The organism is Jannaschia faecimaris, from assembly GCF_900107415.1.
Lineage (GTDB): Bacteria > Pseudomonadota > Alphaproteobacteria > Rhodobacterales > Rhodobacteraceae > Jannaschia > Jannaschia faecimaris.
In genome coordinates this window covers 59,313-72,367 of the sequence record NZ_FNPX01000012.1, presented here as the reverse complement: position 1 = coordinate 72,367, position 13,055 = coordinate 59,313, and the positions used below count along the sequence as shown (strand labels likewise).

The following is a 13,055-nucleotide window of genomic DNA, read 5'->3' as shown; positions in this document are numbered from 1 at the left end:
TCTAGAGCGCTCCTTGTCCTCTAACTGTGATATTCTTCAGATCGCCTTCGGATTTCGGAGAAAACTCAGCTTCCCTCACAGTTCGGCGAGATAAGCTTTCGCAGTAAGTTTGGGCATCTACGATACCTCTCATCAACTTCTGATAAAAAGTCTGTGGCGAGTATAGGTAATTTAATGCGCTTCCATCCTCGCCAGCGGTGATTTTTGGTAGATCACCAAGCGCTTCATAAACCGATACAGGAAGCAACTCTGATGCCTTTCCTCCTAGTAGGCCCGGCGCAAGATTAAATTGTGGAATTCGTCGCAGGCCAACGATGATAACACGCGTGCGACGTTGTGGAACACCATATGTTTCAGCAGGGACCTTCCACCAAAGTACACTTTTGGCATGTCGACCGAGTTCGCCCAATATCTCTTTGAAAACTTCACCTTTCTCCATGTTAAGCAAACCAGTTACGTTTTCAAAGATAAAGGCGTCAGGATCCAGAGACTCGACCAAGTTGCAATAGTCACGAAATAGGTGGTTTCTTTCATCGCTTCGCGAACGAGACTTGCCCGCCGTGGAAAACCCCTGACAGGGAGGGCCGCCCACCACCAAAAGTGGCGAATGAGAATTGCGCTGGCGTTTAACTGACGCTTCTATTTCGGAACGTACGTTGGCCTCTCTAACATCTCCCAGAACTACTCGAGGGGATATATTCGCCTCAAAGGTTTGAAGAGCTCTGTAATCGATATCTGATCCCAAAACACTTCGCCAGCCGGCCCATTTGAAGCCTAATGCGAGCCCTCCACAACCGCTAAATAGATCAACAACCTCCCCCTTTTCTTCGAAACCGTTAGCGAGAAAGTATGCCAAAAGGGGAGGTACAGCGTTACCAATTTGATTTGCAATTGCAGTCTTTGAGCCAAAGAATTCGAAGCTGTCTGGAAAGCTTTGCAGACGAGCTGCTTCCCGATAAGAAATTGTTCTCATTTGGCTATTGTCAAAGTGCAGATGACAGCCATTTCCGGGGCGGGTGAAGTAGGTAGAGATCGTATAGGATGGGTGGGCCGGGTTAAGCCGACCGTAATACGTCGAACGGCTACCTTCACCTCTCGCGTAACTTGCGCGAATAGTTTCCAGTCGCTTCGAAGGTACATCAACTGGAACGTCTTTCCAGTTGCCGCCAGGAGGAACAGCTCGCGCCACCATAAGATCAAGCTCCGAAAGCGGCGGAGCAATGTGCATTCCGATCATACCCAAAGGGTCCTTTCCATGAGTGCATTTACTTCGCGTTCTTCCAATTTGCTAAATGGCGCTAAGAGTTCAAAAAACTGATCCCGGTTCAGACCATAACTCTTCGCCACTTCAACCTCAATTTCTGGAGAGAAACCTGAGCTACTTATTGTGTCCACCAAGTAGGCTAGTTTACTCCTAACTGACACATCCTCAAATGCAATATGGGGAACTGAACACTTCCTAAGAGCACCTTGGGAAATGTGGTTAGTTGCAAGTATGCTCCTTACTTGAACCTCAAAAACCAAGCTGTTTACGACGGCAAGAAGTGCCTTTAACAACTCAGGATCTTGAGCACAAAAGTATGCGACACCAAGAGAGTTGCCGGTTACAATCCCGGGACCCAAGATGCAAGCTTGCACTCTCCGCTTTTGCGATGGCCGACTCACGTCGCGCCAAACTAAACGTTGGTAAGAAACAGACCTGGGAATTTTTTTTGTTTCAGGGCAAATACGAGGAAGACCGTCGTCGACAAACGAAAAACGATTGACGTTGCGGCCTTTGAGGAATGGGATCCCACGGTTGGATTCAGTAAAAGACTCCGCAATTCTTGTTTCATCAATTTCGCGGCCAAGTCTAAGTCGATAACGCGGATCCTTTTCTAAACAACTAAGATGTGGGTGTTCAGATTGAATTTCTTGTATCAATTTCTGCTCTCTTCCACCAATCGATAGTGGTATGGTGTCAGAGAGGCACTCCACATGATGTTCACGCTGATCTAGAATTGAAAGGTCCGACTTATACCTAGTTAATGAGAACGGTCCGGTTCTTTTTCCTCGCTGAGCAGAAATGGTGACGAACGATTGGTCGACACCCTTAAAAAGCTTCGCTTCGGCAGGATAATACTCTAGACTGTCGACCTTGACCGAACTTAGAAAGTTGTTCCTGAACTCCGTAGATACCTGATCGCAAAAAATAGTTGAAGGCAAGACGATCAGTGTCTGCCCACCGATTTCTGTCATCTCTATAGCCGCAATTGCTCCAGCACGAGCAAGGTTTATGTTATAGCCTCCGACGGACCTTTTCTTTGATGTAGCAGCGCTCGGAAAGGAATCTGCGATCACCTTTGAGTAATCTCGGATAGCGTCTTTGTAGAGAGAGGAGTCCGCAACTTGATCTCGGCTATCTGGCTTCAACTGCTCCCATGGCGGATTAGTTATCACGAGGTCGTATCGTTCCGTTATTGGCAACAAGAATGTGTCAACAACCTTGCTTTCTACCGTAACATCGGATCTCGAAACGTCTCTAAGCGCATTTCGTACATTGTTCTCAGCTTCTTCTACCGCGACAGCATCCCGGTCAAAAAGAACGATATGTTTTAAAGTCTTAAGGTAATCTTCCGAGCGCGATCTCTCGATCAAAGAAACAATCAACCTGCCATCCCCACAGAATGGGTCGCAAACACTCTTAATGCGATCACCCACCATGGAAAGCTCAGCAAGCCGGTCTGATACACAATAAGGAGTATAATACTTCCCGGTAAGGCGCTTTTCTATGTCATGTCTTGCGCCTGACGCGATGGCAGCCTCTACGTGTAGCATTCTCTGACCTCGCTTTTTGAGTTTTTTGGTGATAGCTTGTTCTTGTTCTGTTCGCAAGTGATTAAAGGTTCGATTCAGTCGACTGTTAACGTGGATTCCATCGTTGTGGTGTGACGCCTGTAAAGACAGAAATGACTACTAAAGGGGAACTGATGCAGCGCCGCTATATGTTAAGGCGGACTTTCGTGTTTCAGCCGCGCTGAGCTATCACGGTCTGTATTGTCGATCCGTGTTTATCAAGGAAACTCGCTCTTGCGCGATCCATTGCTGCCCGCGTCGCTGTTGTAGATAGGGAAAACGCTTCTTCGGGAAAGCTGTTAGCTTCCACAAATTTGCTCCAAAGGCGATCTTGTTCTTCCTCTGAATGCAAGCCGCACAATTCGCAAAGCGTATCAAATGGACTACTACGGCCACAGATATGAACAAGCTCTTCGTACTTTAGGTCAGCACGAAGTATCACTTCGCTTTGGCGAGATCTCATACGGAAGAGCGCGTCAGCGTTTTCTCGGTTTCCATCATGGAAGCGCTTAACAGCGGTCTGAAACGAGGAATCTTCCCACAGCGCGGGTATGTTCAGCAACACCTCGCTAGGATCCGGAATGTGAGAGAAAATAGCGGCGAATGTACCTTCGCGGGTTGGATCCTTAAAATCTTGTGCAAACCGTTTGTCGGAGGACCAACTTGCTACGCCCTCTGGAAGGGAACCATTTATAAATAAGGGTCCCAAGTCACCGCCATTTGTGGGGTTGTTTGGGACCAAAAACCTTTTTCGGTAGCATGTTTTGTCACAGTTTCGAAAATCCTGGGATAGGCCAGTTTCGGCGATCGAGGATTCCAGTTCGTTGGCAATCTCCAAACGCTTACAGGCCTTCTCTTGCCATCCTTTTTGCCACTTATTCAGTGCCGAAAGGAACCTATCACTAAACGCCAATTTTTTTCCTTTCTTCTATACGACGTTCATATTGAAGGTCGTGACATAATTGTAAAGCTGGTACCATTGCATCCAGCAGGCTAGGGACGCAGGCGGCATCTGGTGACGATCGTCTGCATGCCGTCGGCAGAGTCGAGCTCTAGGTACAGCCTGATAAAGGCTTTTAAGGCTCGATGGGAGAGCTTGGGTAGCCTTCAAACTTTGAATCTACGGCCATAGACTTCAGGTTGCTACTTGATCCGCATTTTGGGTTTCGTCAGCCTTGTGGGTGCCTAAAGGTACTTGCTCGGTGCTTGGCGACCCTAGTTCTGGGGCCGCTATAACTGGGCAACGGCATTTTGCGCTACGAAACACATAGCCTTACGTGAAATTTGACTGACGATTTCGACATGCCGGTAACCTGAAGAAGGAAACCATCAGAAATTTGGGCGTTCGATTTACATGTTCTTCCTCGCTACCGTAATGCTGTAGCGACAAGTAGCGAGGAAAAGTTTTAGTAATAATTATATATACTTAAGCAGATTTTCTGTAGTATTCTTCAACACTATAGACTTTACCAGCGTAGTCCAAACCGATCATGTTCTGAGTATTGAACTGAGCTTGTACGATTTGTGTAAGCGACTTGCTGTCGTTGCTATATTCACCAAATACAAACTTACCATTGAAGTGTGTTTTGAAATCGCTTGGCAATGGGCCGTGTTCCTTGCACCACGTATCTGTCCAATTTGCTGCAGTAGAAATCTTCCAAACATCATCCGTATTCAGACCGTTGATTTGCAAGCGGAAGTATGCGGCAAGCTGTATCTGCAGCTTCATTTGGTCATAATCAAAGCCGTTTGTCTCAAGTTCAATGTCGAACATGACCTGTGGGTAGTGCTTGAAGTTTACAATATAATTTACATTCATTTTTAATATCCTTTGCTAATAAATGTTGGGTGGATTTTTCATCCATCCTTATTAAAAAGCATACCATAATTTGTCATTTTTGTCAAATTTCAATATTTATAAGATATTGATATAAAACAATTAAATGAAGTATTTTTGTATGACTGAGAAGTGGTGCGTAGACCGTTTTCGATAAATACCTTTATACCGAAGCGGGTTTTGCAGCGCGTTTTCTACGCTGCGGTTTTTGCTAGCGAAGTACTTACAGATTTGAGGTGGTGATTTTGCACATATGGGAGATTTTGGGTGAAGTTGGCAAAAAACAAAGCAAGTCGAGTTACACCAAACGTACACAGACAAACGACTTTGAGAAGAAAGCGCGAAAGCTAAGAAGCAAAGAGCGTAAGCTTGATGCTCAAAAGCCAATCAAAGCTGTGTCACCAAACTAAAAACTAGCGTTTTTGACCCAAAACCGCACGTAAATGCTGGTCTGCATGTTCGGTGCAAGATGGTTGCACTTGGGGCAAAGAGGCATAGTGCAAATACTAGCTAGCTGACCAGTTCAACAGCTGCCCGCATCTTATTTTCGTTCAAATCAATATAGCGCATCGTTGTGTTCAAATGCTTGTGCCGCGCCAAAGCCTGTACGACGCGGGCATTTACGCCTTTGTCCGCTAGCTCAGTTACAAATTGACGCCGACCGCTGTGCGAGCTGGCACCGTCAATTGCTGCGGCTTTGTAGAGCGTTTGAAACAGGTTGACTGTGGTCTGCGCTGTAAAGCCCGATCCTTTTGCTGAGAACAAGACAGGTGCGTTTGGCTGCTGAAGGCGTTTGGGGTAGGCAGCAGCGTAACGCTTGAGCGCTGTCGCCAGCTTTTTGTTCACCAAAACAGTGTTGCCTGCGCTGCCCTTCGTTTGCGCTGCGCTCAAGTAAATCGTGTCACGCACAGCGCCACCTGCCTCAAAAACATCCGCAATGCGCAAGCCAGCAATCTCGCAAGCACGTAGACCCGCGTAAAAGCTGAGCGCTACGGCTGTATGGTTACGTGTTGCGTAGCGCTTGCTGTCGATCACTGCGGCAAGTCGTTTGCGTTCTGCGTCTGTAAGTAGCTTTGCTTGCTTCATTGTCTTATCCCTACAACATGTGGTTTTGTTGTAAGTGATTGTAATTCCTAACATTTCGCAAAACGACCTGATTTTGAAGTTTCAGCAAGTCACTGTTTTTGCTTGAGATTGAATGACAATGTTATGGATTACTTGTTCTATAACATTTTGCTGTTTCAGTACTTTGGGGGATCGGCGCGCAGTTGATAAATAACTTTGTAAGGCACAAACGAACAGGCTCACTGAGGCAACTACAAACAAGATAAAGGCTGGCACGCCAAATGTAATAGTGCTGCTAATCCGTTCTGATGTGTGACGGTATGCAAACGGACTGCTTGTTGTCTGCTTTAATCGACTACCCCATCCTTGTAGGTGGGATGCCTAAAGTTGCGACGGCGTAAATGTTTAGCCAGCCAGCAGCTTCGATTATCGTAATGGTGTGGTGAATAAAGCAAGCTGACTGAGGTCAGTAATGCTTTGCAAGTGAGATGGATGACAACCTCAAAATTTGAGACCCATCATCATGCAGGGTGGCCTAGCTGTATGGGGCCTGCATGTGCGTATGATGCGCTGGTAATAGAGACGATAGCAAAACCTGCTCTTCCATAGTGGTTCAGTGATACAGCCTAACGCAGTGACGCGAAGTAACGTGTGTGCGTGTTTGGATCGACGCCGAAAAGGGCGTTGATCTAACTGCTCTGCGAAGTCGATAAAAAGATAAAATATTAAATACGAAGTCATCATCATTGAAGGCCGAAAGCGTAGTGCAAACGAAGCTATCGGCGTGAGAATGATACACAGACGCGCAAGCGGATGTGTTTAAGCTTTTGCAATAGTCTCAATATCTGCTGCTGTTGATAAATACATCGACAAGGGAGAACTATGGATGACGAAACGACTACTGGAAGATGTTTACACTACGTTACAAACAGCAAATCTTGCTGCAAATGAAAGCCAGTTTTGCGAGCAATGGCTGGCTAAGAGCGCGTGTTATATGCGTACTTTGCGATTTACGGATACTGAGCCAAGCGCTGAGGCACTGGCGACGCTGGGCAGCAAGCTTGGATATTATGCGAATGAGCTTGCGCGACGTGACGACGCGACCAGCAAACACTGGGCGGCTGCTTTGACTGAGCTGCGTGGGCAGACACAATCGGCTTTAGAAGCGAAAGTGAGAGAGCGCTGGAAAAGGGTTTGTAATGCATAATGTACGATGTGCCAAAAATAGCTGGGGACTACTTATGTTTTTGGGGTGGCAGTACAGCATGGGTAGGTGGGACGCTTGACGAGCGACGGATGCAGCTTCAGAAAGTGATATTAGACGGTAAAGATTAGCAAATACTTGCTTTTAAAACTTAGCTATTTGATATGATGAAAAGAATTGGAAGTGTTTTATTACATAAATACGGAGCTTATAGCGCAATGAAATTCCTAATCATTCTATTTTTATCGACAGTCCTAGTTGCGTCGACCGCTTTTGCCGAACAGATATTTATGGTCTGCGACGCTAGAGATACAGAAGGCGATAGCGAGACACTTCAAGTCGAAAGTGGACGTACTTATTCCGCAAAGCTTTTTATTGACACGCGCGAGGACCTAATCCGGTTTTCTTATGATGACAGTTTTGGCGACGAAAAAGTATATGATCACACCATTACATTTCAAAGTAATGACTATATTTCAGGTATTAAAGAATTTAACTTTGGGGGTGTAATCACGTTCCATTATGATGTGAAATATCGCCTATTTTCAACTGCTTATGTTGGAAGTGTTGGAAATACGTTGACCTTTGGTAGATGTTTTTGACGAGCTAGGGAACCAATTGATTTACCCCATATAGTCAGTTTTTCGGTCGTTACGCTTGTGGTCTGAAAATACATTTACAGCAGCAAACAAAAGGGAGCTGCTGATATGAGCGCACTTGCAAAACTGAACTTGAAGACCGTACAACGAACCGTTCAAAAAGATCCGGTGCTTGCACGACGTGATAAACTGGTTGCAGCGATTGAAGAACAGGGCAGGGTGCTTGCTGCCATGTTGGTTGGCGATGAATATACCGTTAAATCTAAGCGCTGGCAGACAAATGAAGCTGGTGAGCGTCTTCGCGTCGAGCATGAAAAGCGAGTACGCGCTTGGTTTTTTGAGCAAGACAACGGCTACTATGTCCAGTGTCGATACGGCAGCCGCGTTTTGAGCATTAACGGCAAGAGCAACGCCGTGTTTGTGGACAAGCTGGATGATGTTGCAGGCGTGCTTGACGCTTTTAAACAGGCTGCGATAGCTGGTGAGTTGGACAGCGCCATTGCAATCGTTATGAAAGCACGTTCCAGTTAGCTAACAGCCTTTCAAAGCAAGCGCAGTAGATGATTTACGTATTATTTACATGAAGTATTTGGGTCATCTAACACACTGATAAAGAACCGTTAATAAAGATACTAGCTTAGCCAAGCGCTGATCTTCAGCCCTTCAACCACTGTGGAAAGGCCCGCGCATGTCGCGGGCCTTTTTCGATTGGCGGGTATGCTTGCCCGAATCGCGTATCCGGTGAACCCTGACCTCACCTAACCGGGCAGCGGGGTGTCTTCCGGACCCGCCCGACGTCGCGACGCGACGCGTGAAATCCCCGCGAAACCGGCCCATCGGGGCCATTTCGAACACCGCACGGCCCCGCGCCGACGCGGAAAACACGGGAGGATTTCACATGAAGACCACGGGCGTAATTGGCATCGGTGACATGGGCAGCGGTCTGGCGAAGAACCTGATTGCAAACGGGTTCACGGTCACGGGGATCGACCTGAAGCCGGAGAGGTGCGACGCCTTTGTCGGGTTGGGAGGAACACTGGCGAAGGACGCGGCCGAGGTCGGGCGCGCGGCGCAGGCGATCTTCGTGATGGTGATGACCGGCGACGAGGCGAAATCGGTCTTGCTGGGGCCGGATGGTGCCGTCGCCCAGATGCAGCCCGGCGGCGCGATCCTGCTGAGCGCCACGGTCAGACCGCGTGAAGCCCGCGAGATCGGGGCAGCGATGGAAGGCTCGGGCATCCACCTGATCGACACACCGGTTTCGGGCGGCTTTCCCGGCGCGCAGGGCGGCACGCTGACGATGATGGCGGCGGCCCCGGACGCGGTTCTGGACGAATTTGCCCCCGTGATGGAGGCGGTGTCGGCCAACATTCACCGCGTCGGCACCAAATCCGGCGACGGGCAGACGGTGAAGGCCTGCCTGCAATCGCTGATCGGGGCGCAATTCTCGGCCACGTTCGAAGCGGCGGCGCTGGCAGCCAAAGCAGGCGTTTCGGGGCAAGTGTTGCTGGATGTGTTCGCCACCTCCTCAGCCGGGTGCGGCGTGGTGAACAACGCGCTGGAAAAGATCGTAGATCGCCAGTTCGAGGGCTCCGGCAGTCACATCAACACGATGCACAAGGATCTGACGATCTCCATGGGTCTGGGTGAGGAATTGGGCGTGCCACTGCACACGGCGGCATCGGCGATGCAGATCTTCCACGCCGGAAAGTCGAAATACCCCAACGGCGACAACTGGGTCTGCACCCGCGTCATCGAGGAGATCGTGGGGGCTGAACTGCACCGCAAGGGCGCAACGTGAAGCTGGGCGTTATTTGCGACGGTATAAGCCGCGACCTGCGTCATGCCGTCGATGTCATGGACGAATTCGGCCTTGAATACGCGGAACTTCAATTTGTCGGCGACACCGAGGTCGGGGATCATTCCGCGCAGGAAATCCGGGAAATCGACCTGATGCTAAGGGACCGCGGCAAGCCGGTCTCTTGCCTGTCACGACATGTTTTCGCAGGCATGACGACCGAAAACCGGCCCGGCGACGCGCTGCATCGCAAACACATGGAGGCGCTGAAGCGGGTGATCGACATGGCGCACGTCGTCGATGCCCCATTGGTGCGGATCATGACGCAGAAGAAAGAGCAGATCCTCTGGGGCAGCAACGGCGCGGAGCATTGGAACGTCGCCAAGGGGGCCTGGGATACGATGCCACCGATGATCGCGCCAGCGGTCGATCTGGCGCGGGCCGAAGGCGTGACGCTCGTGGTCGAGACGGGCAACGGTACAATGGTCAATTCCAACTACACCGCGCGCAAGTTGATCGACGAGCTGGACGCGCGGGATGCTCTCAAGGTGCTGTGGGATCCGGCCAACAACTGCTGGTGTCACGAGCGCGCCTGGCCCGAGGGCTACGATCAAGTGCGGGGCGGATACCTCGGCCACATGCACATCAAGGACGTGCAGGTCGATACCCCACGCGCCACGCTTGAGGTTCGGCCGATGGGCGAAGGTCAGCTTGGCCCTCTTTTCCGCCCCATCGCCACGGCACTCAAAGCGGATAGATACGACGGCGTGATCTCGTTCGAGAGCGTTTATCATCCCGGCGACGGTGACTTCGAGCGCGGATTTCGGATGTGCATCGACCGGTTCAAGGCACGCTTTGCCTGAGACATTGTGCAGGGGCAATGCACATGAGCCCTTGCCCCCGTCCCCGGGTCGCGTAATCCTCCGCGCACTTGGAACGGGGGCACGATTGGATCAGGAGACGAAACGCGGTCTGACTTTGATCGCCCCGCCGTTCCTTTACGCGGTCGCGCTCATGGCGGGGCCGCTTCTTGCGATTGTTGTGTTCAGCTTCTGGACGCAGGACTACCTGACCGTCGACCGGACATTGACGCTTGCCAACTACCGCGAGGCGTTCACCGACCCGATCTATCGCGCGATCATGCTGCGCAGCCTCTGGATCTCGGGGCTGGTGACGCTGATCACGGTTCTGCTGGCCTTCCCGGTCGCCTATTTCGTCAGTTTCCACGTGCAGCCGTCCAAAAAGTCCCTCTGGCTGTTCCTGATCACGATCCCGTTCTGGACAAGCTACCTTCTGCGGATCTTTCTGTGGAAGGTGATCCTGGGGTTCAACGGCGTGTTGAACTCGGTGCTGGCCTACGTGAACGTTCCTCTGGAAGCGCTTGGAAACGCGACAGGCATCCTGTGGATGCAAGAGGGGCTGAGCGCGCCGCTTTACTCGGCCAGCGCGGTCGTCCTGACGCTGTCGCACGCCTTCGCACCCTTCGCGATCCTGCCGATTTTCGTGGCGTTGGAAAAGATCGACCGGTCCCTGCTGGAGGCCGCGCGCGACCTAGGCGAGACCGCTGTCACCGCCTTTATCCGGGTGACCTTGCCTCTGGCGGCACCCGGGGTCGTCGCGGCGCTGCTGATTGTCTTCATTCCGACCGTGGGCGACTACGTCACACCGGCACAGGTAGGCGGACCGGGTGGGCTGATGATCGCGAACATGATCCAGACGCAGTTCCTTGGCCTGAACAACGCGCCGATGGGCGCGACGCTGGCGGTAATCGCGATGTTAATCGTGACGGTCATTGCGCTGGCTACCGTGTGGCTTGCCCGTCGGTTGAGCGGGGTGCGCTGAATGCTGCGCATCTATGTCATCGCCTTCCTGATCTTTTTATACGCGCCCATCGCCCTTTTGCCGGTGTTTGCGTTCAATTCGGGTACGGTCATCGCCTTCCCGCTCGACGGGTTTACGCTCGACTGGTTCTCAGCCGTCTGGACAAACAGCGAACTCCATTCCGCACTCGGCAATTCGCTGAGCGTCGCGGGCAGTTCCGCCGTGCTTTCGGTCTTGCTTGGGCTGGCGGCGGCGCGGGCCAATATCCGATATTCGTTTCCGGGCAAAGCGGCGGCCATGGGCCTCGTAATGATCCCCCTCGTGCTGCCGGAGATCATCGTGGCCACATCGTTGCTCGTGGTGGTGGTGCAGTTCTTCGGCTGGTCGCTTTCGTTGACGACCGTGGTTGCGGCGCATGTGTTGATCTGCACGCCCTTCGCCATCGCCATCCTGAATGCCAGCTTCCAGTCGCTCGACCCCTCGCTAGAAGAAGCCGCGATCGACCTGGGCGAGACGCGAGCATCGACCTTTCGCTTGGTGACCCTGCCGCTGATCATGCCGGGCATCGTCGCCGCGCTGTTGATCTGCTTCACGATCTCGCTGGACGAATTCATCATCGCCTTCTTCCTGACGGGGTCCGACACCACCCTGCCCGTCTACATCTGGTCGTTATTGCGGTTCCCCAAACAACTGCCGGTTATCATGGCGCTCGGCACACTTCTGGTGCTGGCATCGATCCTCATCCTGACATTGGCCGAATGGAACCGCCGCCGCGGTATCGCGCGGGCGGGCGGCAAAGATACTGGAGGGTTCCTGTGAGCCTCATCAAGCTACGCGGCATCCAGAAGTTCTACGGCGAGTATCACGCCCTGCGCGGCATCGACCTCGACATCGCCGAAGGAGAGTTCTTCTCCCTGCTCGGCCCGTCGGGCTGCGGCAAGACAACGTTGCTGCGTGTCATCGCCGGGTTCGAGGATGTGTCGGACGGCACGGTGGTCCTGTCGGGTACGGACATGACGAAGGTGTCGCCCAACAAGCGGCCCACGAACATGGTGTTCCAGTCCTATGCCATCTTCCCCCACCTGACGGTCGCGCAGAACGTGGCCTTCGGCCTGCGTAAACGCGCGGACCTCACGGCGCAGGCGCGGGCCACTCTGGTCGACGAGGCGCTGGATATGGTGGGGCTAGGCGGCTACGGCAACCGTGCCGCAAACGCGCTCTCGGGGGGGCAACGGCAACGGGTGGCGCTGGCGCGCGCGTTGGTGCTGCGTCCCAAGGTGCTTCTGTTGGACGAACCGCTCAGCGCGCTCGACAAGAAGATGCGCGAACAGATGCAGGTCGAACTTATTCGCCTGCAAAGGCAGGTCGGCATTACCTTCATCCTCGTCACGCACGACCAGGAGGAGGCGCTGGTCATGTCCGACCGGATCGCGGTGATGTTCGAGGGCGAAGTGGCCCAGATCGCCGAAGCCGAAGCGCTCTATCGCAGACCGGTTTCCCGTCGGGTCGCGGAATTCATCGGCGTGATGAACTTCCTTCCCGCGACTGTCACCGACGACGTGGTTGAGGTTCAAGGACTGGGCAAGATCGTTCTCGACGATCTGCAATCCACGGCCAGCACCGACGGCACGCCGATGGCGGGCTTCCGCCCTGAAACGGCGACCTTGCTGTTCCCGGGTCAGGAAGCCGAAGGGCGTGTGGCCGAGGGCAAGGTGTCGGAGGTCGTCTACTACGGTGACATGACCTATTACGACGTGCTGCTCACGGGATGCGAAAAGCCCGTCCGCATCTCAATGCGCAACGTCTTCGGCCGGCCGGTCCTGAATATCGGCGCGCCCGCGCGCCTTGCCTGGTCGCCGGGCGCGGTGACGTTGTTCCGCTAGACCTTGATCCGGG

Annotated in this window: 13 protein-coding genes; 8 read left to right on the top strand and 5 right to left on the bottom strand. The window is 52.3% G+C overall.

Features of this window, described 5'->3' with window-relative positions; genetic code table 11:
• Window position 1: 1 nt before the first annotated feature.
• The 5 genes from BLV27_RS13020 to BLV27_RS13005 form a co-directional block, all read right to left on the bottom strand.
• Window positions 2-1,237 (bottom strand): DNA cytosine methyltransferase, encoded by a 1,236-nt coding sequence (locus BLV27_RS13020; protein WP_092646671.1) that lies wholly within the window; start codon window positions 1,235-1,237, stop codon window positions 2-4.
• Window positions 1,234-2,874, bottom strand: a complete 1,641-nt coding sequence (locus BLV27_RS13015) for an N-6 DNA methylase (protein ID WP_139176644.1) — start codon at window positions 2,872-2,874, stop codon at window positions 1,234-1,236. The genes BLV27_RS13020 and BLV27_RS13015 overlap by 4 nt, the downstream gene beginning before the upstream one ends.
• Before the next feature lie 133 nt (window positions 2,875-3,007).
• Window positions 3,008-3,748: a hypothetical protein gene (locus BLV27_RS19130; RefSeq protein ID WP_139176642.1), complete on the bottom strand. Its 741-nt coding sequence runs from the start codon at window positions 3,746-3,748 to the stop codon at window positions 3,008-3,010.
• Window positions 3,749-4,261: 513 nt separating this feature from the next.
• The gene (locus BLV27_RS13010) at window positions 4,262-4,609 is read right to left on the bottom strand and encodes a hypothetical protein (protein WP_139176640.1); all 348 of its coding nucleotides are present in this window, start codon (window positions 4,607-4,609) and stop codon (window positions 4,262-4,264) included.
• A 573-nt stretch (window positions 4,610-5,182) separates the two neighbouring features.
• A complete protein-coding gene (locus BLV27_RS13005; protein WP_170831451.1) occupies window positions 5,183-5,758 on the bottom strand; it encodes a tyrosine-type recombinase/integrase in 576 nt (191 codons plus the stop codon).
• Between the two features lie 865 nt (window positions 5,759-6,623).
• On the opposite strand from BLV27_RS13005, the gene BLV27_RS19125 reads away from it, so the two are divergent.
• The 8 genes from BLV27_RS19125 to BLV27_RS12975 all read left to right on the top strand — a co-directional run bounded on the left by BLV27_RS19125 (window position 6,624) and on the right by BLV27_RS12975 (window position 13,042).
• Entirely contained in the window at window positions 6,624-6,944 is a 321-nt protein-coding gene (locus BLV27_RS19125) for a DUF6626 family protein (protein ID WP_139176638.1), read from the top strand.
• Between the two features lie 161 nt (window positions 6,945-7,105).
• On the top strand, window positions 7,106-7,543 hold the full coding sequence (locus tag BLV27_RS19120) for a hypothetical protein (RefSeq protein ID WP_211605513.1): 438 nt from the start codon (window positions 7,106-7,108) through the stop codon (window positions 7,541-7,543).
• Between the two features lie 105 nt (window positions 7,544-7,648).
• Window positions 7,649-8,071, top strand: a complete 423-nt coding sequence (locus tag BLV27_RS13000; protein ID WP_092646663.1) for a hypothetical protein — start codon at window positions 7,649-7,651, stop codon at window positions 8,069-8,071.
• 367 nt (window positions 8,072-8,438) lie between these two features.
• A complete protein-coding gene (locus tag BLV27_RS12995; RefSeq protein WP_092646661.1) occupies window positions 8,439-9,341 on the top strand; it encodes an NAD(P)-dependent oxidoreductase in 903 nt (300 codons plus the stop codon).
• A complete protein-coding gene (locus tag BLV27_RS12990) occupies window positions 9,338-10,201 on the top strand; it encodes a sugar phosphate isomerase/epimerase family protein (protein WP_092646659.1) in 864 nt (287 codons plus the stop codon). The genes BLV27_RS12995 and BLV27_RS12990 overlap by 4 nt, the downstream gene beginning before the upstream one ends.
• Window positions 10,202-10,352: 151 nt before the next feature.
• Window positions 10,353-11,180: an ABC transporter permease gene (locus BLV27_RS12985; protein WP_092646743.1), complete on the top strand. Its 828-nt coding sequence runs from the start codon at window positions 10,353-10,355 to the stop codon at window positions 11,178-11,180.
• A complete protein-coding gene (locus BLV27_RS12980) occupies window positions 11,181-11,978 on the top strand; it encodes an ABC transporter permease (RefSeq protein ID WP_092646657.1) in 798 nt (265 codons plus the stop codon).
• Entirely contained in the window at window positions 11,918-13,042 is a 1,125-nt protein-coding gene (locus BLV27_RS12975; RefSeq protein ID WP_092646655.1) for an ABC transporter ATP-binding protein, read from the top strand. The genes BLV27_RS12980 and BLV27_RS12975 overlap by 61 nt, the downstream gene beginning before the upstream one ends.
• Window positions 13,043-13,055 lie beyond the last annotated feature (13 nt).